The organism is Plantactinospora sp. B5E13 (assembly GCF_039871775.1).
GTDB lineage: Bacteria > Actinomycetota > Actinomycetes > Mycobacteriales > Micromonosporaceae > Plantactinospora.
This window is the reverse complement of sequence record NZ_JBDPLT010000077.1, coordinates 1-24,698: the sequence shown is the minus strand read 5'-3', so window position 1 is coordinate 24,698 and position 24,698 is coordinate 1. Positions and strand designations below refer to the sequence as shown.

The 24,698-nt window shown below is 70.8% G+C and carries 24 protein-coding genes; 10 read left to right on the top strand and 14 right to left on the bottom strand.

The features are described 5' to 3' along the window. Window positions 1-78: 78 nt before the first annotated feature. Window positions 79-1,572, bottom strand: a complete 1,494-nt coding sequence (locus ABGB05_RS35695) for an MFS transporter (protein WP_347658433.1) — start codon at window positions 1,570-1,572, stop codon at window positions 79-81. Between the two features lie 192 nt (window positions 1,573-1,764). Between ABGB05_RS35695 and ABGB05_RS35690 the strand changes: the two genes are divergently transcribed. After that, on the top strand, window positions 1,765-3,798 hold the full coding sequence (locus ABGB05_RS35690; RefSeq protein WP_347658431.1) for an ABC transporter ATP-binding protein: 2,034 nt from the start codon (window positions 1,765-1,767) through the stop codon (window positions 3,796-3,798). Window positions 3,799-3,826: 28 nt separating this feature from the next. Here the strand turns inward: ABGB05_RS35690 and ABGB05_RS35685 are convergent, their stop codons facing one another. Beyond that, complete coding sequence (locus ABGB05_RS35685) at window positions 3,827-4,039, bottom strand: serine hydrolase (protein WP_347658435.1); 213 nt, start codon at window positions 4,037-4,039, stop codon at window positions 3,827-3,829. Between the two features lie 160 nt (window positions 4,040-4,199). Between ABGB05_RS35685 and ABGB05_RS35680 the strand changes: the two genes are divergently transcribed. Further along, a complete protein-coding gene (locus tag ABGB05_RS35680) occupies window positions 4,200-4,673 on the top strand; it encodes a hypothetical protein (protein WP_347658429.1) in 474 nt (157 codons plus the stop codon). Between the two features lie 58 nt (window positions 4,674-4,731). On the opposite strand, the gene ABGB05_RS35675 is transcribed toward ABGB05_RS35680, so the two are convergent. Together ABGB05_RS35675 and ABGB05_RS35670 are read right to left on the bottom strand one after the other, a co-directional pair. After that, the gene (locus ABGB05_RS35675; protein WP_347658427.1) at window positions 4,732-5,766 is read right to left on the bottom strand and encodes a nitronate monooxygenase; all 1,035 of its coding nucleotides are present in this window, start codon (window positions 5,764-5,766) and stop codon (window positions 4,732-4,734) included. A 56-nt stretch (window positions 5,767-5,822) separates the two neighbouring features. Further along, entirely contained in the window at window positions 5,823-7,091 is a 1,269-nt protein-coding gene (locus ABGB05_RS35670; RefSeq protein WP_347658425.1) for an MFS transporter, read from the bottom strand. A 119-nt stretch (window positions 7,092-7,210) separates the two neighbouring features. Between ABGB05_RS35670 and ABGB05_RS35665 the strand changes: the two genes are divergently transcribed. Next, window positions 7,211-8,107 carry a LysR family transcriptional regulator gene (locus ABGB05_RS35665; protein ID WP_347658423.1) on the top strand — a complete coding sequence of 299 codons (897 nt, stop codon included), beginning with the start codon at window positions 7,211-7,213 and terminating at the stop codon, window positions 8,105-8,107. Window positions 8,108-8,160: 53 nt separating this feature from the next. Here ABGB05_RS35665 and ABGB05_RS35660 read toward each other — a convergent pair whose 3' ends face one another. From ABGB05_RS35660 to ABGB05_RS35630, 7 genes are all read right to left on the bottom strand, one after another. Then, window positions 8,161-8,400: a DUF6458 family protein gene (locus ABGB05_RS35660; RefSeq protein ID WP_347658420.1), complete on the bottom strand. Its 240-nt coding sequence runs from the start codon at window positions 8,398-8,400 to the stop codon at window positions 8,161-8,163. A 422-nt stretch (window positions 8,401-8,822) separates the two neighbouring features. Further along, window positions 8,823-9,653 (bottom strand): TIGR03557 family F420-dependent LLM class oxidoreductase, encoded by an 831-nt coding sequence (locus ABGB05_RS35655; protein ID WP_347658418.1) that lies wholly within the window; start codon window positions 9,651-9,653, stop codon window positions 8,823-8,825. A gap of 290 nt (window positions 9,654-9,943) precedes the next feature. Then, window positions 9,944-11,566, bottom strand: coding sequence for an amidase family protein (locus ABGB05_RS35650; protein ID WP_347658416.1), 1,623 nt, complete (start codon window positions 11,564-11,566; stop codon window positions 9,944-9,946). Between the two features lie 194 nt (window positions 11,567-11,760). Continuing rightward, window positions 11,761-13,071 carry a hypothetical protein gene (locus ABGB05_RS35645; RefSeq protein ID WP_347658414.1) on the bottom strand — a complete coding sequence of 437 codons (1,311 nt, stop codon included), beginning with the start codon at window positions 13,069-13,071 and terminating at the stop codon, window positions 11,761-11,763. A gap of 45 nt (window positions 13,072-13,116) precedes the next feature. After that, on the bottom strand, window positions 13,117-14,880 hold the full coding sequence (locus ABGB05_RS35640) for an FtsX-like permease family protein (protein WP_347658412.1): 1,764 nt from the start codon (window positions 14,878-14,880) through the stop codon (window positions 13,117-13,119). Window position 14,881: 1 nt separating this feature from the next. Then, the gene (locus ABGB05_RS35635; protein WP_347658410.1) at window positions 14,882-15,622 is read right to left on the bottom strand and encodes an ABC transporter ATP-binding protein; all 741 of its coding nucleotides are present in this window, start codon (window positions 15,620-15,622) and stop codon (window positions 14,882-14,884) included. Then, window positions 15,619-16,158, bottom strand: a complete 540-nt coding sequence (locus ABGB05_RS35630; RefSeq protein WP_347658408.1) for a PadR family transcriptional regulator — start codon at window positions 16,156-16,158, stop codon at window positions 15,619-15,621. Before ABGB05_RS35630 ends, ABGB05_RS35635 begins: the two co-directional genes overlap by 4 nt. 192 nt (window positions 16,159-16,350) lie before the next feature. Here ABGB05_RS35630 and ABGB05_RS35625 point away from each other — a divergent pair, with 192 nt between their 5' ends. From ABGB05_RS35625 to ABGB05_RS35605, 5 genes are all read left to right on the top strand, one after another. Further along, window positions 16,351-17,259: an ABC transporter ATP-binding protein gene (locus ABGB05_RS35625; RefSeq protein WP_347658406.1), complete on the top strand. Its 909-nt coding sequence runs from the start codon at window positions 16,351-16,353 to the stop codon at window positions 17,257-17,259. 10 nt (window positions 17,260-17,269) lie between these two features. Further along, complete coding sequence (locus tag ABGB05_RS35620; protein ID WP_347658404.1) at window positions 17,270-18,010, top strand: ABC transporter permease; 741 nt, start codon at window positions 17,270-17,272, stop codon at window positions 18,008-18,010. Beyond that, window positions 18,010-19,293, top strand: coding sequence for a sensor histidine kinase (locus ABGB05_RS35615; protein ID WP_347658402.1), 1,284 nt, complete (start codon window positions 18,010-18,012; stop codon window positions 19,291-19,293). The genes ABGB05_RS35620 and ABGB05_RS35615 overlap by 1 nt, the downstream gene beginning before the upstream one ends. Continuing rightward, a complete protein-coding gene (locus tag ABGB05_RS35610; protein ID WP_347658401.1) occupies window positions 19,290-19,919 on the top strand; it encodes a response regulator transcription factor in 630 nt (209 codons plus the stop codon). Before ABGB05_RS35615 ends, ABGB05_RS35610 begins: the two co-directional genes overlap by 4 nt. Before the next feature lie 76 nt (window positions 19,920-19,995). Further along, window positions 19,996-20,403: a DNA alkylation repair protein gene (locus ABGB05_RS35605; RefSeq protein ID WP_347658400.1), complete on the top strand. Its 408-nt coding sequence runs from the start codon at window positions 19,996-19,998 to the stop codon at window positions 20,401-20,403. 196 nt (window positions 20,404-20,599) lie between these two features. On the opposite strand, the gene ABGB05_RS35600 is transcribed toward ABGB05_RS35605, so the two are convergent. After that, window positions 20,600-21,034 carry a nuclear transport factor 2 family protein gene (locus ABGB05_RS35600; protein WP_347658398.1) on the bottom strand — a complete coding sequence of 145 codons (435 nt, stop codon included), beginning with the start codon at window positions 21,032-21,034 and terminating at the stop codon, window positions 20,600-20,602. Window positions 21,035-21,073: 39 nt separating this feature from the next. Then, on the bottom strand, window positions 21,074-22,156 hold the full coding sequence (locus ABGB05_RS35595; protein WP_347658397.1) for an epoxide hydrolase family protein: 1,083 nt from the start codon (window positions 22,154-22,156) through the stop codon (window positions 21,074-21,076). Window positions 22,157-22,268: 112 nt separating this feature from the next. On the opposite strand from ABGB05_RS35595, the gene ABGB05_RS35590 reads away from it, so the two are divergent. Beyond that, a complete protein-coding gene (locus tag ABGB05_RS35590; protein WP_347658396.1) occupies window positions 22,269-22,748 on the top strand; it encodes a MarR family transcriptional regulator in 480 nt (159 codons plus the stop codon). A 242-nt stretch (window positions 22,749-22,990) separates the two neighbouring features. Here ABGB05_RS35590 and ABGB05_RS35585 read toward each other — a convergent pair whose 3' ends face one another. Continuing rightward, the gene (locus ABGB05_RS35585) at window positions 22,991-23,320 is read right to left on the bottom strand and encodes a hypothetical protein (protein ID WP_347658395.1); all 330 of its coding nucleotides are present in this window, start codon (window positions 23,318-23,320) and stop codon (window positions 22,991-22,993) included. A gap of 173 nt (window positions 23,321-23,493) precedes the next feature. Here ABGB05_RS35585 and ABGB05_RS35580 point away from each other — a divergent pair, with 173 nt between their 5' ends. After that, window positions 23,494-24,540 (top strand): IS630 family transposase, encoded by a 1,047-nt coding sequence (locus ABGB05_RS35580; protein ID WP_347658394.1) that lies wholly within the window; start codon window positions 23,494-23,496, stop codon window positions 24,538-24,540. The last annotated feature ends 158 nt before the right edge of the window (window positions 24,541-24,698 follow it).

Genomic DNA, 24,698 nt, shown 5'->3' with positions numbered 1-24,698 from the left:
CACCCACTCTGGGCGGTCAGGCTTGATCCCGTCGTGGGCGATCCGGCCCCAACCCCGCCGTCCGCCAGCCAGGGGCGGTCAGGCTTGATCCCGTCGTGGGCGATCCGGCCCCAACCCCGGCGTCTCCCCGGGCCGGGCCGGATGCTGGTCCGGAACAACCTCCTCGGCGCGTTCGCTGAGCAGGTCGTGGACCCGCTGGATGTCGCGGGGCGCGGTACGGGAGGCGAGCCAGTACATGATGCCGGTGGGGATGAAGAACAGCTGGAACGCGGCCAGCCCGACGGCGAAGTTCAACGGCGGTGGGAAGGCCGAACGCAGCGCCTGGGCGGCCACCCCGATCAGCCCGTTGCCGACCGCCCGGCCGGCCCCGTTGACGAGGTTGCCGAGGCTGTAGACGGTGCCCCGGTGCTCGGGCGGATTGACGTCGGCGATCAGGGCGAACCAGTTCGGCGAGTTCGCCGAGGTCAGGCCCAGTGCGACCAGGGCGGTCAGCAGGCTGAACCCGACCGTCGGCTCGGTGAAAACACTGCCAAGTACGGCCAGCACCACGGTGCCCGCCGAGGCCCCGTCGGGCACGTCGATCCGGATCGGCACGAAGAAGAGGACGAGGTAGAACGGCACGGCGGCGAGCACACCGATCGCCGCGACCAGGGCCCGGCCCCGGGGCGTACGGCGTTGCACGGCGTCGCCGACCAGTCCGCCGACGATGGAGAGCACCCCGCCGAGCTGGAACAGTACGGCGAAGACGCTGCCGACGACGGTGGCGGTGGCGGTCGAGAAGCCCTGGTCCTCGGCCCGTTCCCGGAACAGTGCCGGTAGCCAGACCAGGGAGCCGAACGCCACCTGCGCGGTGAGCCCCTGCAGGATGAGCCACCGGTTGGTCCGGCGCGCCAGGATCGTCGGCAGGTCTGCCCGGCTGATCCGGTAGTCGTAGTCGCCGCCGGCGGCCAGCGCGCCGGACAGCTCCGGCTCGCTCTGGCCGCGCCGGATGTCGTAGGTCAGCAGGTAGGCCAGGGTCGCGGCCACCCCCACCGCGCTGAGCAGCAGGAACGGTCGACGCCAGTCCTGGGCGCCGAGGATGCCGCCGACCAGGGTGCCGGCCAGCGTGCCGACCCCCTGGGAGAGTCCCCAGAAGCTGAGCACCAGACCTCGGCGGCGCGGGGTGACCAGGTCGGTGACCACGGAGAAGCCGACCGAGCCGACCGCGCCCAGGCCGATCGCGGCCACCACCTGGGCGGAGAAGAACAGCGGGTACGCCGAGACGAGGCCGCTGCCGGCGGTGCCGGCGGCCCAGAGCAGGGTGCCGATCATGAGCAGCGGTTTACGGTTGCTCCGGTCTCCGACGTACGCCCAGCCGACCGCGGCGAGCGCGCTGACCAGGAAGCTGGCCGCGGTGACCAGCCCGACCGCCGCCCGTTCGACGCCCAGGTCGGGGGCGATGGAGTCGTACAGCGGCGGCACGAGCCCGATGGCGACGTTGTCCAGCGAGGCGAGCACGACAAACACCGTCACGCTGTAGAACCGGTGCACCGGTCCCCCACCGCGGGCGGACCGCGTACCACCGTTGCGCATGTCCGGCACCTAACCAGGATCAGGTAACGGCCGGGTGACGGTCGGTCCAGGGGTGCTTTCCGCGTTATCCGCAGACGAGGCGCGCCGGGAACGGTTGGCCGCGACAACGCCAAATCGTAGTGTGCACGCAACCCTCCGTGACGGCGCGGTCAGGAGTGGTGCACGGCCGGCTCGGATTCCTGGAGGAGCGCGATGGAACCGACACGAGCTCACGTCAGACAGCGGTCGGCCGAGCCGGCGGACCCGACCCGGTTGGCGGACCCGAGCGAGCCGGCCGTTCCACCCGAGGCCGATCCACCCGAGCCGGCCGGCGAACCGCGTGGCGACCGGCCCGACGGCGACACCGGGGGCGCCGGTGGCACGGAGGTGCTGCCCGACCTGGCGGAAGCCGACTGGATGTACCACGCCAACGCGCTGGCGGAGACGAGCTTCTGGGCGGTCGCCCGGAACCTGCCCCGACTCGTCCGGGAGGCCGTGGCCCTGGCCTGGCGGGTGAGCCCCGTCGACACCCTGGCCGCGATCGGGCTGAACATCGTCGCCGGAGTGATGATCACATTCGGGCTGCTCGCCACCAGCACCGTCCTGCGGGAACTCTTCGCCTCCGCGCCCACTCCGGACCGGATCCGGGCCGCCGCGCCGAGCTTGGCAGTGGCCGCACTCGCTGTGATGGCCAAGGGCGGTCTGACCATCGCCGCCGGCTGGGCCCAGGCCCGCCTGATGCCGCAGATCAACTATCAGGTCGAACTACGACTCTTCGAGGCCACCACGGCGGTCGACCTCGCCGCCTTCGACGACGCCGGCTTCTCCGAGGAGATGGACCGGGCCCGGGACCGGGGCATCTACGAGGCAACCTCGATCGTCAACGACACCGTCGACCTGATCACCGGTCTGGTCGGGGTGGTGGCCACCGCTGTCGCGGTCACCGTGATCCAGCCGCTGCTGCTGCCCTGCCTGCTGATCGCGGCCGTACCGGCCGCCATCACCGCGGTCCGGATCGCCCGCCGCGAGTACCTCGCGCTACTCGCCCGGCTCACCCGACGACGCCGGATGTGGATGTTGGCACATCTGATGGCGAACCGGCACACCGCAGTCGAGGTACGGACCTACCAGATGCGAGGCTTTCTGGTCGGCGAGTACCGGCGGGTCATGCGGTTGGAGACTGCGGCGCAACTGAGGCTGGTCAGGTCCCAGACGTCGAGCCGGGTGGTCGGCACCTCCCTCACTGGTCTGGCCACCTTCGCCGTCTACGCCGTACTCGGTTGGCTACTGCTGGCCGGGGCCATTCCGCTGGCCGCCGCCGCCACCGCGCTGCTCGCCCTCCAGGCCGCCCGGACCAGCCTGAACACCACCATCCACGCGACTAACTCGCTCTACGAGGACGCGCTCTACTATCGGGACTTCCTAACCTTCGTGGAACGGGCGGAGAGTCGGACCCCGGCCGGCGGTGGCCGACCCGTCGCCGGCTTCGAACGGATCGACGTCGAGGAGGTCACCCTCAGCTATCCGGACACCGAGCGCCCGGCGGTGGACAAGGTCAGCCTCACGGTGCGGCGAGGTGAGGTGATCGCCCTGGTCGGCGAGAACGGCTCGGGCAAGACCACCCTGGCCAAGCTACTCGCCAACCTCTACCAGCCCACCAGCGGCACGATCCGGTGGGACGGAGTTGACGTCACCGCCTTCGCTCCGGCCAGCATCGGCTCCCACATCGCGGTGCTCAGCCAGGACTGGTGGAAGTTCCCGTTCACCGCCCGACAGAACATCGCCGTCGGCCGGCACGACCGGCCGCACGAGACTGGACCGACCGTGGTGACGGCGGCGACGGCCGCATCCGCGCACGAGATGATCGATGAGCTGCCACACGGCTACGAGACCCTGCTCGATCGACGCTTCAAGGACGGGCAAGACCTTTCCGGCGGGCAGTGGCAGCGGCTGGTCGCCGCCCGGGGCCTCTACCGGAACGGGCAGCTGCTGATCTGTGACGAACCCTCCGCGGCTCTCGACGCCCGGGCCGAACACGCCCTGTTCCAGCAGTTCCGTCGGCATCCCGAGCGGGCGGTCGTCCTGATCACGCACCGGCTGGCGAACGTCCGGCACGCCGACCGGATCTACGTCCTGCGGGACGGACGGCTGATCGAGGAGGGCAACCACAGTCAGCTGATGGTCGCCGGCGGGCTGTACCACGAGCTCTTCGAACTCCAGGCCAGCGGCTACACGGCCCGGGACTGACCGCGTCCCCGGACGGCGACGCCGGTCGTCAGTGACCGGCTGTGGTGGTCAGGATCGCGGTGACGGCCGCGGCGTCGGTCCGGTCCTGGTTGCTCAGCATGACAACCTGTCGGTCCGAGCGCTCCGACCAGGCATCGAACGCCCTGAACCCGGTGTTCTCGCCGGAGTGGTGCACCCACTCCTCCCCGGCCATCGCGCCGAGGAACCAGCCGTACCCGTACCCGCTCTCGGTATCCCCAATGAATCCGACTCAAGGTTCACTCAAGGATCGACCAGCATGCTCGACGACCCCCGTACGCCTCGATTAACTTTCCGGCTAGGCAAGAAGTCACAGCAGCTCGACTTGGGTCTCACCCGGCAGCCAGTTCCCCCGCCCCTTCATTTCCTGAAGGAAATCTTCCGTGACAGCTCGAACCCTTGTGCGTGTCCTGGCATCAGTCGCCGCGAGCATCGCGGTCGTGATGGCGGTTTCCTCTCCGGCCGCCGCTGTCTCGTACGAGAAGAACGTCGGCACCTACACCACCGCGTCGCCCAACTACGGGGCTTCGGGTCACTGGGTCCAGAGCGTCAACAACACGTCCAACCACCTCGCCGTATTCCAGGCGGAGGGCGACAGGTGGTGGATTCTCGACAACGTCAAGGACGGCAAGTCCGTTGTTGTGGTCTGGTACAACTACCGCAACGGAACGCTCTATCGGACCGGCGAGTGCAAGAACAACCACGGCGCCCCGTCCTGGGCGGTCTGCAACAAGAATTACTACGAAGACAGCACCATCTACGCCAAGACCTGCCTTTATGATTCCGCCACCGGAAAGTACGACCCGTGCAATGTCGGCGGCTTCAGGTTCCGGGTGAGCGACGCGAGGATCGTCTGAAACTCCGGCCACTCCGGCAGGCACCTTCGGCGTCCATGACCACCGTCGCGGCCCCGCCTCACATCGTCGCGGTCAACGCGGCGACCACGTCGGCGGCGGGGCCGGTCCGGGCGTTGCGGTAGCCGGTGCCGGCCCACAGGTGCACCAGATCCGGTTCGTCGGCGCGGACCGCCGCCGCGCGCAGTTCCCGGGTCAGGTGGTGGATAGCCGGATAACCGAGCGGCGCCGACGTCTGGTGCCGGTCGACGAGCCCGTTGCGCAGGGCCCGGGCCGGACGGCCGGTGAAGACCCGGGTCAGTACGGTTCCGGTGCCCGCCGGGTCGGCCAGCGCGTCCCGGTGCGGCCGGCTCGCGCCGCTCTCGTCGGTACGCAGCAGCAGGGTGCCGACCAGCACCCCGGCCGCTCCGGCGGCGACCAGTCGACGGACCCGTTCCGGCCCGTCGACCCCGCCGGCGACCACCACCGGCAGCCCGGTCGCCGGCCCGAACTCGTCGAGCAGCCGCTCGACGGTGGTCGGTGGCATCGGCCGACCCGGGTCGTGGGTGCCGCTGTGCCCGCCCGCCTCGGTGCTCTGTGCGACGAGGCCGTCGACGCCGAGGTCGCGGGCGGCGCGCGCCTCCGCCAGGGTGGTGACCGTGGCGAGGACCCGGCTGCCGGCCCGACGCAACGCCCGGACCGTCGGCAATTCCGGCAGGCCGAAGGTGAAGCTGACCACCGGCACCGGATCGGCGAGCAGCAGGTCCAGCTTGTCCCGCCAGTGGTCGTCGTCCTCGACCAGTGGCGCGTTCGCCAGGTCCAGGCCGTACGGTTCACCCTCGGGGGCGAGTTCGCGGGCGTACCGCCGGAACTCCGGCTCGCTGATCCGGTCGGTGCCGGGGACGAAGACGTTCACCCCGAACGGCGTACCGGTGCGACGCAGCTCGGTCATCCGGGCGGCGAGCGTTTCCGGGCTCTGGTAGCCGGCGGCCAGGAAGGCGAAGCCGCCGGCGTCGGTGACCGCCGACACCAGGGCGGGGGTGCTGCCTCCGCCGGCCATCGGGGCACCGATCACCGGCAGGTCGCTGCCGAACAGCCGGGTCCAGAGGGCGGTCATCCGGCACCGTTGCCGGCCGGGCGGGTGCTGTCCACGTCCCGAGTATGCCGGGCTGGTCAGGCGGTGGCGGCGGGGTGCCGGCGCAGGGTGGCCGCGACCACCGCCATCATCGCCAGCACCAGGGCGGCGAAGCCGACCAGCGAGGTGGCCAGCGGCACCCCGAGCCGGGTGGCGAAGCCGATGCCGAGCACCGGGAGGGCGAGACCGACGTACGCGGTCAGGAAGACCCCGGCGATCGCCTCACCGCGGGCGTGGCTCGGGGCCAGCGTCGCCGCCGTGCCCAGGCTGCCCTTGAGCAGTACGCCGGCACCGCCGCCGGCGATCAGTCCGCCGGCCAGGAACCCGGCCGGGGAGGAGAGCAGCACGCCGGCCGCCAGCACCACCACGCCGAGGGTGGTGGCCGGGATGCCGATGGTGAGTTGTCGGGCCGGGGCGACCCGGCCGAGCAACAGTTGCGCCACGGTCGCCGCGCCGAAGACCCCGAACGCGGCCAGTCCGGCAACCACCGGTGAGGTCAGGCCGATCGCGGCGAGGAAACTCGGGGCGAGCGAGGTGAACAGGCCGAGGATCGCAAAAAGGCCGAAGGCGGCACCGGCGACCGCGAAGTAGCGGATCCGGTCGGTGGCCGGTACGGCGATCCGCTGCGGGCGGTACGGCTGGCCGTCCTTGCGGGCCGGCGGCACGGTCTCCGGCACCAGGAACAGTCCGAGGGCGGAGCCGACGAGCAGCACAAGGAAGAGCAGGTACGGCACGGTCAGCTTGCCGTCGACGTACTGGGCGAGCAGGCCGGCGACGAGTGGGCCGATGGCCAGCCCGCCGAGGTTGGCGGCGGTGGCGACCAGTCCGGCGCGCAGTGGTGGCGCGTCGGGTCGGGCGACGGCGTGCAGTTCGGCGAGGTGTGCGGTGGCGGTGGCGGTGATCATGCCGATGCCGAAGCCGGTGATGACCCGGGCGAGGACCAGGCCGGGCAGGTCGGGCCAGAGCAGGAAGAGGACCGCGGCGACGACCTCGAGCAGGATCGCCGGCACGAGTACCCGGCGTCGGCCGAGCCAGTCGGAGACGTGGCCGGCGAGGAAGAGGCTGACCACCACGCCGACGGCGTAGGCGGCGAAGGCGACGGTCACCATCGTGGTGGAGAAGTGGTCACGTTGCCGGTAGAGGGTCCAGAGCGGGGTCGGTGCGGTGGAGAACGCCATCGCGACGACAAACGCGAAGGCGACGATCCAGAATCCTGCCCGGTGCCGGCCCACCGACGGTGTCGACGGTACGGACGGCGGCGCTGCTGGCGGCACAGCCGGACGTACGTCGATGACCTGCGAAACCACGTTTTCTCTCCTCGCCAGGGGTTGAGCCACGGGCTCGACGATGCCTCGGCCAACCCAGCATGAACAACGATTGTTTGTGCTAGCTTCCATCTCGGTTGCAGATGGGAAGGGGCGTTCGGATGGAACTGCGCCACCTGGAGGTCTTCCTGGCGATCGCCGAGGAGGGCACCCTCACCGCCGCCGGCGACCGGCTCCGCCTCGTTCAGTCCGGGGTCAGCAGCACCCTGCGGGCCCTGGAGGCGGAACTCGGCGCCACCCTGTTCACCCGGACGGCCCGGCGGGCGGTGCTCACCGACGCGGGCCACGCCCTGCTGCCGGAGGCCCGGACCACCCTCGCCGCCGCGGCGACCGCCCGGCAGGCCGTCCGGGAGACGCAGGCCGGGCTTCGCGGACCGCTGGCGGTCGGCACCATGACCACGATGCAGCCGATCGACCTGCCCCGGCTGCTGGGCCGGTTCCAGTCCCGACATCCAGCGGTGACGGTCAGCATGCGGGCCTTTCCCGACGGATCGGTGGGCCTCGTCCGCGCCCTCACCGAAGGTGAACTTGATGTGGCATTCGTATCCCTCAACGGGCCACCGCCGCCCGGGGTGACGGTCCGGCAGTTGACCCGGGTTCCGCTGCGGCTGATCCTGCCACCGGAGCACCCGCTGGCGGCCGTACCGGACGTGTCGCTCGCCGAACTGGCCGGGGAACGGTGGATCGACTCGCCGCTCGGCTTCGGCAACCGGGCGGTGGTCGACGACGCGTTCGCCCGGGCGGCGGTACGGCGTTCGATCATCCTGGAGATCGCCGACGTGACCTCGATCCCGGCCTACGTCCAGGCGGGGCTCGGGGTGGCGCTGGTGCCGGCGTCGATACCGCTGGACGACAGCCGGCTACACCCGCACCGGCTGCGCGGCGCGGAGCTGTACTGGTCGATGTCGCTGGCCACCGCGGACGTACCGATCCGACGGCGGGTGGTCGGCACCTTCGTCACCGCCGTCGAGGAGGAGTTGGCGGCCAGCACCCGGTGACCCGGTGAGGGGACCGGCCGCCCCCGGTCCGGTCCCCTGCCGCGGTCCGGTCCCTACAGCGGCGGCGCCACGTCCCGCCGCTCCTCCACCCGGCGGTACTCGGTCGGCTCCGCCGTGGTCACCACGGAGCGGCGCCGGCCCCAGATCAGGGTGGTCATGATCAGGCCGAGCACGCCGGCGGCCATCAGGATCCAGCCGACGACGTCTAGGTCCAGGCCACCGAGGCTGGCGTTCAACGCGAAGGTGAGGATCGCGCCGAGTGCGATCAGGAAGATGCTCGTGCCGATACCCATGACGGGCCTCCTTCAGCGGGTCATCGAACCTTTTTGAACCCCTCCTTGCGGTCCGTCGTGGCCGCCGGTGGAAGTCGGGGCGCAAACGCTCCCGGTTCAGGTTGAGAAAGGTTCGTTGGCTGTCCGGTCCTGCTACCCGATCGCCACGAAACTCAATCGCCGGGCCGACCAGCCGGCCCGGCGAGGCGGCGGCCGAACGGGTCCGCCGGAGTACGACGGCCGGGTTCTGGGTAGCGGGAGACGATGGCGGCTCCCCGGGTGTTGGTGGTCGGGCAACTGGCCCGTGACCTCGTCCTGACCGTGCCGGAACTGCCCGACCCGAACAGCGCGGTCAAGGTCGCCCGGCCGGGCACCCCGACGCCGGAACAGCCGGGCGCCGGTGGAACCCGTACGGGCCGCCCCCCGGCCACCCGTGACGGCGATCAACGCAGCTCGGGCAGGACGTGCTTGGCGTACAGGTCGAACGGGCCCTGGTAGTGCGGGCCGGTGTTGGCGACGTAGACCTCGTCGAAGCCGGCCTGCCGGTATTTGTCGATCATCTCCAGGTGTGCCTGCGGATCGTTGCCGCAGACGAACGCCTTGCCCACCATCTCCTCGGTGACCAGCTCGGACGCCTGCTCGAAGTGTCGGGGCGAGGGCAGCACCTGGGACAGGTCACCCGGCACGCCCGCGTTCGGCCAGCGCTCGTACGCGATCCGGGCCCCCTCCTGGGCGCTGTCGGCGAAGGCGGCCTTGAACCCGGCCTGGCAGGGCTTGTCGCCACCGCCGCCGTCCCGGAACCGTTTCACCAGGTCGCCGTCGGGCATGGTGCTGACGTAGCCGTCCCCGATCCGGGCCGCCAGGTCGACCGCCTTCGGCCCCTCCACCGCCTCCTCCAGCATCTCCAGCCGGACGTCCGCGCTCGGCCACGGGTCGCCGAAGATGTGCTCGTTGAGCGCCTCGCCGGTGCCGACCCCGAGCACGAACCGCCCCTGGTGCAGCACCGCGCTGGTCGCCGCCGCCTGGGCGATGACCGCCGGATGGATCCGTACGGTGGGGCAGGTGACCGCGGTCGTCACCGGCAGCCGGCAGACCTGGCTCAGCGCGCCGATCATCGACCAGACGAAGGCGCTCTGTCCCTGCGCGTCGACCCAGGGATGGTAGTGGTCGGAGATCCAGAGCGCCTCGAACCCGGCCCGCTCGGCGCCACTGGCCTGTTCCAGCAGTTCGGCCGGGGCGTACTCCTCGCTGGACAGGAAGTAACCGATCCGCATGCTGTCCTCCCGGATGTCGTACGGGTTGCCCCCACCGTGCTACCCAGTCCGGGACCCGCGCATGTCCGGCCGGAACGCCGGGGTCCCCTCCGGATCTGGCGGGGACCCCGGGCACCGGGCTGGCCGCCGGTCAGCGCTCAGACCAGCAGCGCGTTCGGCGGCAGCCCCAGCAGGATGCGACCGGCCAACTCGACGAGCGCCGGGCGGCGGTGCCGGAAAGGGTCAGACAGTCGTGCCGGAGGCGGCCCCGACCGTCGGCCAGCGGGATCGGCCGGGGCCGCCGGGAGCGGCTACGGGGCGCAGCTCCGCGCGCGGTCGGCGACGTCGGCGCACCGGAACAGCGACGGGTTGACCTGTGACGGCGGACGCCACCTGAGCGACGCCTGCTCGTAGTCGTAGGCGAGGGCCAGCAGTTCCGCCTCGGTCCAGGCGGTGCCCAGGAACGACATCCCGACCGGGCGCCCGTTCGCCGGGTCGTACCCGATCGGCACGGCGACCGACGGGTACTGGGCGCGGGCACCGATCCCGGCCGACCCGCTGCCGACGAAGACGACGGCGTCCAGGTTCTCGGCGGCCAGCACCGAGTCGATCCGCTCGCGGGCGGTGGTGATGCCGGTGTCGCGGCTGGTCTCGTACGCGGCCCGGGCCGTTGGGTCGGTCAGGTCGACCTCGTTCGAGGCGACCAGTTGGGTCTGGCCGAACTTCACGCTGCCCTCGTCGACGTGCGCCAGGTTCCACCGGACCACGTCGTCGAGGGTTTTCATCGGCGCGTTGCGGGGCAGCCGGGCCAGGTAGGCGTTCAGGTCCCGCTTGAACTCGTACGTCAGGATGCTCGGCGGCAGCCCGCCGGTGCTCACCGTCACCGGCACCACCGTGGCGCCCCGGGCCCGGAGCACGTCGAGTGCCTCGGCGAACAGCACCCCCTGGTTGCCGGTCGGCGCGCTGGCCACCCCGATCCGCTTGCCGGCCAGGGCGGTGGTGGAGAGCGCCTTCGTGTAGTCGGTGCCGACCACCCCGGTGCTGGTCCGGGTCACCGGATCCTCCGGGTCGATCCCGGTCAGCGCGGTGAGCAGCGCGGCCGCGTCGTAGACGGTGCGGGTCATCGGGCCGGCAGTGTCCTGGCTGGCCGCGATCGGCACCACCCCGGTCCGGCTGACCAGACCGACCGTCGGTTTCACCCCGACCAGGGAGTTCGCCGCCGACGGGCTGAGGATCGAGCCGGAGGTCTCGGTGCCGACGGTGACGGTGGCGAGCGCGGCGGCGGCAGCCGCACCGGAACCGGAACTGGACCCGCTCGGGGTCTGGCTGACGTCGTACGGGTTGAGTACCTGGCCGCCGAGCCCGCTGTAGCCGGACGGCATGCCGCTGGTGGTGAAGTTGGCGAACTCGGTCAGGTTGGTCTTACCGAGGATGACCGCGCCGGCCGCCCGCAGCCGGCTGACCAGGAAGGCGTCCTTCGCCGGGTACGAGTCCGCCAGGGCCAGTGCCCCGGCGGTGGTGGGCAGCCCCGACAGGTCGATGTTGTCCTTGATCAGCACCGGGATGCCGTGCATCGGCCCCCGGGCGCGACCCTTGCGACGCTCCTGGTCGGCCTGCTTCGCCTGGGCGACCGCGTCCCGGGCGACGACCCGGACCGCGTTCAGCCCCGGCCCGTTGCTGTTCAGCATCCGGATCCGCGCCAGGTACGCCTCGACGAGTTCCTCGGAGGTGATCCGGCGGGTGGCGAGGGCCGCCTGCAGTTGGGGGATGCCGGCACGTTCGAGGTCGATCGGGAACGGCCGGTGCCGTCCGGTCGCCTCGGTCGGGGTGCCGAGGGACGCGGTGACCAGCGCGGCGGCGCTGACCAGGACGGTGGCGAGGAGCGCGACCCGCAGGACGGGCCGGGGCCGGGGTGGCACGGCGGACTGGAACACGCGTACGCCCTCTCGTGGGGGAGTTGTCCGGGCGGCGGCGCTCAAAGGCCCGGACGCGGGGATGTGCAGAGCAGACGAGTCGGGTGTTGAGCGTACGAGACAGTTCGATGTCGGTTCGGTAAAACGATCTCCGATCCGGGCCTCGGGCCGCCGGCCGGTGAACCGCCGCTGCGGCGGGGCCCCGGACCCGGTCGTCACCGGTTCAGGGTGCGGGTCAGGCCGGCGACCACGGCGGTGGTGAGCACCCAACCGGCGATGATCAGCAGCGCGGCGACGTACTCGGTGGCGCCGGACGGCTTCCAGGCGTTGTCGTGGCCCAGGTTCACGATCGGCAGCAGCAGGTCGAGCGCCTGCAGCGTCGGGTTGTGCGCCGGCGCCTCGGCCGGATTCCGGGGTACCGACGGGTCGAGGACGAAGCTGGCCGTGCCGAGCGCCCAGAAGCCGACCAGCCAGATCCCGGCCAGCCAGGTACGGAAGCCGTACCCGACGAGTCCGTCGAGCAGGTAGCCGAACAGCCGCCCCGGCAGCCGCAGGGTCGCCCGGCGACGTCGCTGCCGTTCCAGCAGCACCCGGCGCGCCTCCACCTCCTGCCCACCCCGCCGGTACGCCTCCGCCAACTGCTCGTACGGCTGCGGGACGTACCCCTCCGGGCTGCGGCGCAACCAGTCCAGACGGGCCCGGACACGGACCGGCAGCACCGGCAGCGGATCGCCCGGCCCGCCCGGCCTCCTCGCGATCAGCAGCTGGTACGTGCAGCCGATCAGGTCGAGTTCCGCCGGCCAGGAGGCCGGATCGTCGAAGATCGACTCGGCCTGCACGCCGGAAAGCCGGACCCGGCCCTCCGGCGGGGCGGCGCAGGTCAGCCACAGTGTGCGCACCTGGGCTCCGCCGAGGTTCACCGCGAAGCCGCCCGGGTTGCGCAGCCGGGCTCCGGTCAGGTTGAGCTGACTGCCGATCCGGGCGTGGACCAGGAGCAGCTCGCCGTCGGCGGTGAAGCCGTACCGGGCGGTGAGGCTGCCGGTCACGGTCAGCCGGTCACCGTCGAGCGCGACCCCTCCGAGCCGGCGCAGCCTCGCCCCGTCGAGGTCGAGGTTGCCGCCGATCCGGGCGTCCCGCAGGTCCACCAGCCCGCCGACCTCGCAGTCGACCAGCACCAGGTCGCCGCGTACCTCCGCGAGCCGGGCCGACAGTCCGGGCAGGACACAGCCGGTGAGGACCAGGTTCACCAGGCTCGCCTCGCCCAACTCCGGCACGGCCGCGAACTCGCAGCCGTCGAACCGCACCGGTACGCCGACCGCGACGGCGCCCAGGTCGAGCCGACCGACGACCCGGGCCCCCCGCAGTCGTACCGCCGCCCGGGGCGGACTGCCGGGGGCGGTGAGCAGGTCCACCAGCACCTCGGCCCGGACCGGCTCGGCGTCGGTCAGGTCGACCTCGATCCCCCGGGCGAACGCCTCACGTACCCGCCGCTCCGCCGCATTCCACCGCGTCGACCGTCTCCACACCCCCGCGAGGATCGCAGATCCCCGCCCGTGCGCGGTTCCCGCCCGTCAGGCGGCCGCGGACCGGAGTGTCTCCACGACCGGGCGCCGAGCGGCGACCACCGCGGGGATGGCGGTGAGCGCGGCGATGGCGAGCAGGACTCCGAGTGCGCTGGCGACCAGCCAGGACGTGGGCGGGTACTGGATCTCGGTACGGCTGACGAACGTCAGGAGCCCGACGGCGGCCGGGATCCCCGCGACGACGCCGGGTATCGCGGGAAGCAGTTGCGCCACCGCCAGGCCCACGCCGGCCTGTCCGGGCGTGGCGCCGAGGGTCCGCGCGACCGCCAGCGGCTGCCGGGCGTCGAGGACCGCGGTCCAGGTGTTCACGACGGTGTTGATGAGCACGAGGACGCACAGTATGACGACGAGGACGAGCACGGCCTGGTCCCTTCGCTGACTGCGCGGGTTGACGAGTTCCGTGTAGCCGAGGTCGAAATGCTCGACCTGGGTGTTGATGAAGAGCACAGAGACGACCGCGATCGTGGTGATCAGGCTGTTCACGGTGATCAGCCGGGCGCGGCGTGGCCGACGGGCGTTGATCCGCACCCCGATCAGCAGGGCGGTGGGCAGTTGCCGCGACAGCCAGATTCGCCATCGTCGGCGTCGCGGTGGTGTTGCGGCGTCGGCCAACGCGTGGGCGGTGCTGGTGGCGGCAGCGCGCACCACCGGTACCAGGGTCGCCGCCACCGCGATCGTGAGGGCGAGAGCCGTGGCGGCGAGCACTATGCGCAGCGTGGGTGGCTGGGCGTTCACGGAGCCGATGAGTCCGACGCTGGGCCGGATCAGCACGGGTGCGGCGAACCAGCCTGCGGCCAGCCCCGTGGTGGCGGCGGTCAGCCCGATGACGAGGTACTCCGCGAGGTGGACGGCGGCGATCATGGCTGGTCCGGCACCGACGGCCTTGAGCAGCCCCACCCGGCGACGCTGGCCGATGATCCGGCCCGCGACGATGCCGGCGACCCCGGCCAGCGCAAGGCCGCCGAGCAGCCAGCTGCCGACGAGCAGCGCGGTCTGTGCGTCGCTGTACAGCCGACCGTTGAGGTAGTCGATCGCCTGCCAGGTGGTGAGTTGGTCGCCGAGGGGGTACGTGCTGCTGGCCGCCGGGTCGGCGAGCTTGAGGTTGAGGGTGTACGACAGCGGTTTGCCACCCGCAAGCGTGGCCATGTCGCCGCGGTCGACCCAGACCAGGCCGCCGCGCTCGACCAGGACGCTGCCGGGGTAGTGCCACCCGGCGTACGGATAGGTCGCTCTCGCGGCGGTGACCGCAGTCCCGATCACCCGCAGCGGATGGCCGTCGATCTCGACCGTGTCGTCGACGCGGACGCCGAGGGCGTCGGCGAAGGCACGCTCGACGACCACGCCGCCGGGGCGTACCCAGGTGCCGTCGGTCACGGCGGGACGGTTGATCGACACGGGCGCGGTGTCCCGGCCCTCGACGACGGCGTGCGCGGACGTGCCACCGGCCGTCATCGTCAGGTAGGCGATCGGGAAGGGGCCGCTGTGGTCGGTGACGCCGGCCGCGGTGGTCCGCGCGGCGAGTTCGTCCAACGCGGCCTGACCGGTGGCCCGGGGCGTCACGATCACGTCCGGGCCGGCGGTGGCGGTCCGGGTCTGCTCGTACGGCCGCCCGGCGATCTCGTTGAGGGTGAGGCCGAGGGTCAGCGTGGCGGTGGCGGCGGTGACGGCGACCAGGAGCAGGACGGTTTCGGTCCGGCGGCGGCGCAGGTCCCGGACCAGCAGTCGGCAGACGAGCAGCAGGCGGCCCGACATGTCAGCGCCGCCCGTCGTAGACGGTGCCGGTGGCAGCGCCGCTGCCGCTGCCGGCGAGCAGGTTGTCGTCGACGAACGCCCCGTCGCGCATGGAGATCACCCGGTCGGCGACCGCGGCGATGCGGGCGTCGTGGGTGACCACCACGAGGGTCTGACCCACGGCGTGCAACTCCTCGAACAGCCGCAGCACCTCCAGGGTGGCGGCGCTGTCCAGGTTGCCGGTCGGTTCGTCGGCCAGCACGACCTGCGGCTCGTTGCTCAGCGCGCGGGCGATGGCGACCCGTTGGCGCTGGCCGCCGGAGAGCGCCGAGGGCAGGTGGGTGGCCCGGTCGGCCAGTCCGACCCGGTCCAGCAGGTGCAGTGCACGTCGCCGGGCCCGGCGGGGCGGCTGGCCGGCCAGCAGCGCGGCCAGCTCGACGTTCTCCACCGCGGTGAGCTCGTCCATGAGGTGGAACGACTGGAAGACGAACCCGAGGTTGTCCCGCCGCAGCCGGGCCAGGGCCCGTTCGCCCATCGTGTCGATCCGGTGTTCGCCCAACCACACCTGACCGCCGGTCGGCCGCTGCAGTCCGCCGAGCAGGTGCAGCAGGGTGGACTTGCCGCAGCCGCTCGGGCCCATGATCGCCACTGTCTGTCCGGCGGGCACGTCCAGGTTCACCTCGTCGACCGCGCGCACCAGTGTGTTGTTCGCGCCGTACCGCATGGTCAGCCGGCGCGCCCGCAGCGCCGTCGATCCGGTCATGCCTCTGCCTTCCGTCCAGCCCGATCACGCTCTGTCCACATACGCTCGCAGGCCTCCAGCCACTCCAGGTCGGCCCTCAGTCGCAGCACGACGCCCTCCAGCAGTACCCCGGCGACCGGATCCACCGACCGGTCGAGCGCCGCCCGCTGACTGTCGCGCAGCCGGCGCAGCAGTTCCCGCCGCTGCGCGTCGATCAGTGCCACGGGATCAGCCAGCCGGCCGGCCGCGGCGGCCACCAGCTTCAGGTGGAACTCCGCAAGGTCAGGCTTCGGCCAGCTCACCTCGGCCAACCAGCCGGCGACCCGCTGCTGTCCGGCCGGGGTCAGCGCGTAGACCCGGCGGTCGGGCCGGTCCGGCAGGCCGTCAGCCCGCTCTGAGGTCACCAGTCCGGCCCTGTCCAGCCGGGCCAGCGCCACGTAGATCTGCCCGGCGTTCATCGTGTCGCCGACCGGGCCGAGGGCGTCCCGCATCCGGCTGCGCAGCTCGTACCCGTACGCCGGTTCCTTCGCCAGCATGGCCAGCACCACGTCCTGCACCCGGGCGCTCCTCTCCGTTCCGGACCGCTATTAGATAGCCGGTAGCTATGGTGCTGTCAAATGCCCCGCTCCGACGCGCGCCAGGCTGACCCGGCATCCATCGATCGGTTGACCGGCGGACCCACCGGGGCCCGCGCCGGCCGTGGCCGCGTGGTCGATTCGACGCCGGGACACGGCCGGCAGGCTTCCGGTATGGCAATCATCGAGGTAGACGGCCTCGTCAAGCGCTACGGCGACCGCACCGTGGTGGACGGGGTCAGCTTCGCCGTCGAGCCGGGCGAGATCTTCGGCATCCTGGGTCCCAACGGGGCCGGTAAGACCACCACCGTCGAGTGTGTCGAGGGGCTGCGTACCCCGGACGGCGGCGCCGTCCAGGTCTGTGGCATCAACCCGCGACACGACACCGGCGAGCTGCGACAGCTGCTCGGCGCCCAACTACAGGAAAGTGAACTGCCCGACAAACTCACCGTCCGCGAGGCGCTGGAGCTGTTCAGCTCCTTCTACCGCGAGCCGGCCGACTGGCGCGAACTGGTCGACACCCTGCGTCTCGACGACAAGCTCGGCACGCAGTTCCGGCGACTGTCGGGCGGGCAGAAGCAGCGGCTGTCGATCGCACTCGCGCTGGTCGGCAACCCGAGGGTCGCGGTGCTGGACGAACTCACCACCGGCCTGGACCCGCAGGCCCGACGCGACACCTGGGACCTGATCGAGGACGTCCGCGACCGGGGCGTGACGATCCTGCTCGTCACGCACTTCATGGAGGAGGCGGAACGGCTCTGCGACCGGCTCGCCGTGATCGACTCGGGTCGCCTCGTCGCGCTCGACACCCCGGCCGGGCTGGTCGCGAGGATCGACGACCGGCAGCGGATCCGGTTCCGGCCGTCGGCGCCACTGGACCACGCCCTGCTGACCGCGCTGCCCGAGGTCACCTTGGTGGAGCGGGCCGGCAACCAGCTCGTGGTGACCGGCACCGGAAACCTGCTGCTCGCGGTCACCACCGTGCTCGCCCGGAACCAGGTCGTCGCCGCCGACCTGCGCGTCGAGCAGGCCTCACTCGAGGACGCCTTCGTGGCACTCACCGGCCGACCCGTCGAAGCCTGAGGAGAACACCGTGTCCACCCTCTCCCGCCTCACCGTCACCGAAACCCGGCTGTTCTTCCGCGAGCCGATGATCGTGTTCTTCGCACTCGCCTTCCCCCCGATCCTGCTCGCCATCTTCGGGGCGATCCCCTCGTTCCGGGAACCCGACCAGTCCCTCGGCGGCCTACGGGTGATCGACCTGTACGTGCCGATCGTCGTCGCGATGAGCCTCGCCATGTTCGCGCTCAACAGCCTGTCCCAGCTCTTCGCCTCGTACCGGGAGAAGGGTGTGCTGCGACGCATGCGGACCACCCCGGTCAAGCCCGCGATGATGCTCGGCGCCCAGCTGCTGATGTCCACGATCCTGTCCGTGCTGACGATGGCGGTCGTGCTGGCCGTCGGCCGGCTGGCGTTCGACGTACGCCTGCCCGGGCAGCCGGCGGCCTACCTGCTGGGCTACCTGCTGGCCGCGCTGGCGATGTTCGCGATCGGTCTGCTCGTCGCCTCGCTCGCGCCGAGTGGCAAGAGTGCCACCGCGGTCGGGACCGTGCTCTTCTTCCCGATCGTCTTCTTCGCCGGCCTCTGGCTGCCCCGCGACAACATGAACGACGTGCTGCGCACGATCAGCGACCTCACCCCGCTCGGCGCGGGTGTGCAAGCATTGCAGGACGCCACGGCCGGGCACTGGCCGCAACCGCTGCACCTGGCGGTCATGCTGGGCTGGACGATCGTGGCCGGTGGGTTGGCCGCGCGGTACTTCCGCTGGGAGTGATGGTGAGCATCGAGGCGGAACTGCGTGCGGAGTTCGACCGCTGGGAGCGCCGGGAGATCGCGCTCTTCAAGGTCCTTCCGTACCTCCTCCTGGTGGCGAGCGCCCTCCTCACGCTGCTGCGGCCGACCTGGGAACGGCCGATGCACGTCCCGGCGGTACTCGGCCTCGTGCTCGCTACCGTGCTCTGGCTGCTCTGTTTCCACACCCTCCACCCGGAGTGGCACCAGAACCGCCCGCTGATGGGCCTCTACTACTCGGGCCTGATGGTCCTGGCCGCCGGCCTGGTGGCGATCGCCCCCTTCTTCACCATCTTCACCTTCGTCGGCTACCCCCAGGCGTTCCTGTACCTGAAGGGCCGCTGGCGGTACGCCGGCGTCGCGACCACGGCGATGATCTCGGCGGTGGGGTACCTGGGCGGGGCGGCCAACATCATCGACGGGGCGTGGCGGGAGTGGATCGCGATCAGCGCGGTCAGCGTCGTGCTGGCCGGCGCGTTCTTCTACTTCGCCGTGCTGTCCGACCAACGTAACGACCGGCAGAAACAGGCGCTGACCGAGCTGCACGAGGCGAACGTCAAGCTGGAGGCGGCGCTGGGCGAGAACGCCGGTCTGCACGCGCAACTGCTGGTCCAGGCCCGGGAGGCCGGGGTGCTCGACGAGCGGCAGCGGATGGCCCGGGAGATCCACGACACCCTCGCCCAGGGGCTCGCCGGCATCCTCACCCAGCTCCAGGCCGCCGAACAGACCATGGACGAACCGTCGACGTGGCGCCGACACGTGACGAACGCGATGAACCTGGCCCGGGAGAGCCTCGCCGAGGCCCGCCGTACGGTGCACGCGGTGCAGCCGGAGGTGCTCGTCGAGGCCCGGCTGCCGGACGCGATCAACGACGTGGCCCGACGCTGGTCGGAGGTGAACCACGTGGACGCCCTGCTGACCACCACCGGCGATCCTCGGCCGATGCACGCCGAGGTCGAGGTGACGCTGCTGCGGGCCGTGCAGGAGGCACTCGCCAACGTGGCCAAGCACGCGAAGGCCAGCCGGGTCGGGCTGACCCTGTCCTACATGGAGGACCTGGTGACCCTCGACGTACGCGACGACGGGGTGGGTTTCGACCCCGAGGCGAAGCGCGGCCACGGATCTCCGGACGGCGGGTTCGGGCTCGCCGGCATGCGGCAGCGGGTACAACGCCTCGCGGGCCGCCTCGACATCGAGTCGGAGCCGGGCGGCGGCACCGCGATCTCCGCGTCGCTGCCGGCGATCCCGGCTGGAGGTGCCCGGTGATCTCACTGCTGATCGTCGACGACCATCCGGTGGTCCGGGACGGGTTGCGGGGCATGTTCAGCGCCGACCCGCGCTTCGAGGTGCTCGGCGAGGCCGGCGACGGTGCCGAGGCCGTCGCCGCCGGGGAGCGGCTCCGACCCGACGTGATCCTGATGGACCTGCGGATGCCGAGGACCGACGGCGTCACCGCGATCAGGGAACTGGCCCGACGCGGGATACCGGCTCGGGTGCTCGTGCTCACCACGTACGACACGGACAGCGACGTGCTGCCCGCCATCGAGGCCGGCGCCACCGGCTACCTGCTCAAGGACGCGCCCCGGGAGGAGTTGTTCCGCGCGGTGGAGGCGGCCGCGCGGGGACAGGCGGTGCTCTCCCCCGCCGTCGCGACCCGGCTGATGGGACAGCTCCGGCAGCCCGCCTCGGAGCCGCTCTCCCAGCGCGAACTGGAGGTGCTGGAGCTGATCGCCGGCGGCTGCACGAACCGCGAGGCGGCAAAGCAGTTGTTCATCAGCGAGGCGACGGTCAAGACCCACCTGCTGCACGTGTACGCGAAACTCGGCGTCAACGACCGGGCCGCCGCCGTGGCCACCGCCTTCTCCCGCGGCTACCTGACCCCACGCGGCTGACCGCTGTGACGGATGGTGCGCGGCGGTCGGCACGGCCACCGGACCGGGCACCGGCGGTCGCGTAGGTTGGGCAGTCATGGTCACGGCCACGGATGTCCGGCAGGCACTCGCCGACCTCGCCGACCCGCGCCGGGCGGAGGGCGTACGCCGGTACCTGCGGATGGTCCCGGGCGGGTACGGCGAGGGCGACCGGGCCATCGGGGTCTCGGTACCGGATCAGCGCCGGGTGGCCGGGCGGTACTGGCGCCACCTCTCCCTGGCCGAGGCGACGGAGCTGCTGACGAGCGACGTGCACGAGGAGCGGCTGACCTCGCTCTTCATCCTGGTGCGGAAGTTCGACCGCGGCGACGAGGCGGAACGGGGCCGGATCTTGGAGCGGTTCCTGGCCCGGCACTACCGCAGCATGCCCCGGGTCATGCTCCGGTACGCGATCGAGAAGTTCGAACCGCAGCGCCGCAGGGAGTACCTGTCCGGCGCGGCTTAGTGCCTCTCACCATTAATTCGTCGGGGTTATGCGGCGAGCGTGAGCGGGCTCGACGCCGGAGCGCTGCCGATGGGCTTTCAAGGGCCTCTGTGTCGGTGCCAAGGGCATGACGCTGCGGCTGGACTCGGCGAAGGTGAACGGCCTGTTGGTCGCGGATTCCTGGGGTACCCCAGGAATCCGCGACCAACAGTGTCTTTTAGAGGGCCCGGTCGAGGGCTTCGGTCAGTGCGACCGGGGTGACGACGAGGTGGTCGAAGCGCCAGCCGTGCTCGGTGCGGCGCGCCCCGTAGTGGTGGAACCCGGCCGCGATGGCCTCGGTCTTGTCGTCGATGACGAACACGGCGATGTCGTGGGCCCGCACCTTGGCGGTCTCGCCGTCGACCTCGATGACAAGGTTGGACTTGCTGTGCAGGGTGCGGACGTACGTGTCGTGGCCCGAGCGCACGAGTTCGATGAGCGCCTCGATGCCGCGGGCCTCCCCGCGTGGGGACTTGACGACGACATCCCCGGTGAAGAGCCGGTCGGTCTCGCCGTAGCGGCCCTCGTCGATCCACAAGCTGTGGCGGGCGACCAGGTCGGCAAGTTCGGCGCGGTCGGCGAGTGCGTGGATCAGGGTTTCGGTGCTGGTCATGATGGCCTCCTCAAGTAGTTCGACTTGCTAACGTTCGTGTCACTTGTCTTGGGTTAGGAAGAAGTCCCGGATGTCCTCGGCGAGCAGCTCCGGTACCTCCATCGCGGCGAAGTGGCCGCCGCGGTCGAACTCCGACCAGTGCCTGATGTCGTACAGCCGCTCGGCCAGTGGTCGCACCGACTGTGTGATGTCGTGCGGGAGCACCGCCACGCCAACCGGTACCCGGCACGGCTCGATCCGCCCCAGACCCTCGCGGAGCAGCCGCGGCGAGGAAGCTGCGGTGGCGGTCAGCCAGTACAGCGAGATGTTGGTGAGCATCCGCTCGTCACTGATCGGCGAGCGAGGGTCCGTCCACTGTGCGAAGCGCTCGGCGATCCAGACCAGCTGGCCGACCGGCGAGTCGGTCAGCGCGTAGCCGATGGTTTGCGGGGTGGTGGCCTGCAGAGCCTGGTACGGCGGACGGTTCGCCATCAGCTGCCTGACCTTGTCCAGCCGGGCTTCATCCGTTTCGGACAGTTCAATGTTGGCGTCCGGGACCGGCCGGGTCGGCAGGTAGTTGATGTGCACGCCGACGACCTGCTCGGGTGCCACCCCGCCGAGCGCCGTTGAGATACCCGAGCCGAAGTCACCGCCCTGCGCGCCATAGCGCTCGTACCCGAGGCGGCGCATCAGTTCAGCCCAGGCCCGCGCGATCCGGGCGACATCCCAGCCGCGTTCGTGGGTCGGCCCGGAGAAGCCGAATCCCGGGATTGACGGAATCACCAGGTGGAAGTCGCGGGACAGCGGTTCGATCACGTCGAGGAACTCCAGGAACGAACCGGGCCAGCCGTGGGTGAGGATGAGCGCGAGCGCGTCCGGTTTGGATGACCGGACGTGGACGAAGTGGATGTTCTGGCCGTCGACCTCGGTGGTGAAGTGTGGAAGCTCGTTGAGCTTGGCCTCGTGCTCGCGCCAGTCGTAGCCGGTGCGCCAGTATTCGGCCAGTTCCTTGAGCCGCGCCAGCGGGAAGCCGTAGTCCCACCGGGCGTCGGCGACCTCGTTGGGCCAACGGGTGCGGGAGAGCCGGTCGGTCAGGTCGTCGAGGTCGGTCTGGGGGATGTCGATGCGGAACGGTTTGATCATGGTCTTGACTCCAGGGGGTTTCTTCAGCGCCCGAACGTTCGAACAGCTAACGTTTGCTGACTAAACGATACCGCAATCGTTAGGGCTCCCAACGATTCGTTAGACTTGTCACATGGAGAATCCACCCGAGAAGACGCCCGCCACCTGGGAGAGCCTGCCCAGCTGGCTGCTCACCCAGACTGCCAGCCATGCGCACCACCTGGTGGCCGAGGGGTTCTCGTCCGTCGGCACCCGCGGCTACCACTACCGCCTGCTGGCGACGCTGGAGCAGTTCGGCCCGGCCAGCCAGGCCGCGCTGGGCCGCCGTAGCGGCATCCACCTCAGCGACATGGTCGCGACGATCAACGAGCTCGCCGATCGCAAACTGGTCGAGCGCGCCTCGGACCCCTCCGATCGGCGGCGCAACATCGTCTCGCTGACCGCCGCAGGCAAGCGGCAGCTGCGGCGACTGGAGAAGCGGCTGGCCGAAACCCAGGACGAACTGCTGGCTCCGCTTTCACCCGAGGAGCGACAGCGGTTGACCGAGCTGCTGTCCAGGCTGTTGGACCACCACAATCGGCGAACCGGCAACCCCGAAGAGCCGTGGCGTTGACAGTGAACACGCCCAAGAATTGCTCGAAGGCGCGCGGTCCGCGAAGCTGTTGGCAGAGTTCTGGACACCCCGGTCCGCTCCACCGGGCCTACGCCGGCCGCTGGCCGCCGCGCCCTCGACGAGGGAAGGACAGGGTCGTAGGGGAGCGCAGGCAGCGGCTCTCGCAGGTAGGCCCGATCAGCTTGGGCCTGAGCCTTACAACAGGCTAAGCGCCCCTCGTCGTTAATTCGTCAGGGATCGTGTCAGGCGGTGGGGTCGTTGAGGTAGAGGCCGCAGGCGCAGTCGAGGGCTTCTTCCGGATCGCCGGCGTGCAGTCCGCTGGGTAGAACCGAGTCCTGGTAGCTGCCGCGGCTGGCCAGGTAGATCGCGAAGCCCCACCTGCTGGCGGAACCGCAGTAGCGGAGTCGGCACAGCGGCAGCGTGGTGCCGTCGGTCAGTTGTCCGTCGATGTAGGCGAAGACGCCGCGATAGCGTACGGCTACGGCGGTCAGGTCCGGCCAGTGTGTGCGGGCGTGCGCGCTCAGCCGTTGACGCAGGCTGGTCCTGGTCGACTCGGGTGGAGGCTTGGCCACGGGGTTATCGTGTCCCACGATTGCTGCGGCGTGTCGGTTCGGCACGGTGGCGGTGCGGGTGGCAGAACATGCCGATGTCCCCGTCAAGCCCCTACTCGATTGTTTTGCGCGCCGATGAGCGTGCCAGTCTGCAAGGGTTGGCTCGCCGACCCACGACCTCGTACCGCCTCGTCGTGCGGGCCCGGATCGTCCTCGCCGCCGCCGAAGGCGCCAGCAACACCGCGATCGCTGCCGGTCAGCGGGTGCACGTGGACACGGTGCGTAAGTGGCGGGTCCGGTTCTTGCGGCGGCGTCTCGATGGGTTGGCGGACGCGCCGCGTTCTGGCCGGCCGCGCCGGTTCACCGATGTACAGGCTGCGCAGGTCAAAGCCCTCGCGTGTGAGTTGCCGGCCGAGCGTGGGGTGCCGCTGTCGCGGTGGAGCGCCGACGATCTGGCGGGCGAGGCGGTAGCCGCCGGCGTGGTGGCGGACATCTCGGCGGCGACGGTGGCCCGCTGGCTGGCCGCTGATGCGATCAAACCCTGGCGGCACCGGTCGTGGATCTTCCCTCGGGACCCTGACTTCGCCGCCAAGGCCAGTACCGTGCTGGACCTGTACGCACGCAGGTGGGACGGGCACCCCCTCGGGGAGGGTGACCATGTGATCAGCGCGGATGAGAAGACCTCGGTCCAGGCCCGCTGCCGCTGCCACCCGACCCTGCCACCTGGCCGGTCGAGGCTGATGCGCGTGGAGCACGAGTACGAACGCGGCGGCGCCCTGGCCTATCTGGCAGCGTTGGACGTGCACCACGGCAAGGTGTTCAGCCGCTGCGAGCCCTCGACCGGGCTGGCGCCGTTCGCCCGGCTGGTCGAGCAGGTCATGACCAGCGAACCCTACGCCTCAGCAGAGCGGGTGTTCTGGATCGTGGACAACGGCTCCTCCCACCGCGGGCAGGCGTCCATCGACCGGCTGAGCGACACGTGGCCCACCGCCAGGCTGGTCCACCTGCCGATCCACGCCAGCTGGTTGAACCAGATAGAGATCTACTTCTCGATCGTGCAGCGCAAGGTCGTCACCCCAAACGACTTCTACGACCTGGACGATGTCGCAGACCGGCTCGTCGCGTTCCAGGAGCACTACAACCTCGGCGCCCGACCGTTCAACTGGCGATACACCAAGAAAGACCTCGATTCCCTACTCAAACGCCTCGCCAGCCACGGAACACTCCCCACGGCCGCGTAACCCCCGACGAATTAACGACGAGGGGCACTTAGCCTCGATCCACCGATGCGGTTCGTGTTGATCGCAGTTGAATAGATTTGATCCGATGTGGTTTCGGGGCAGGGTGGATTCGCCGATTACGTGGTCGGCTTGCTCGGGGCAGGGTTGTGCGGGGGTGG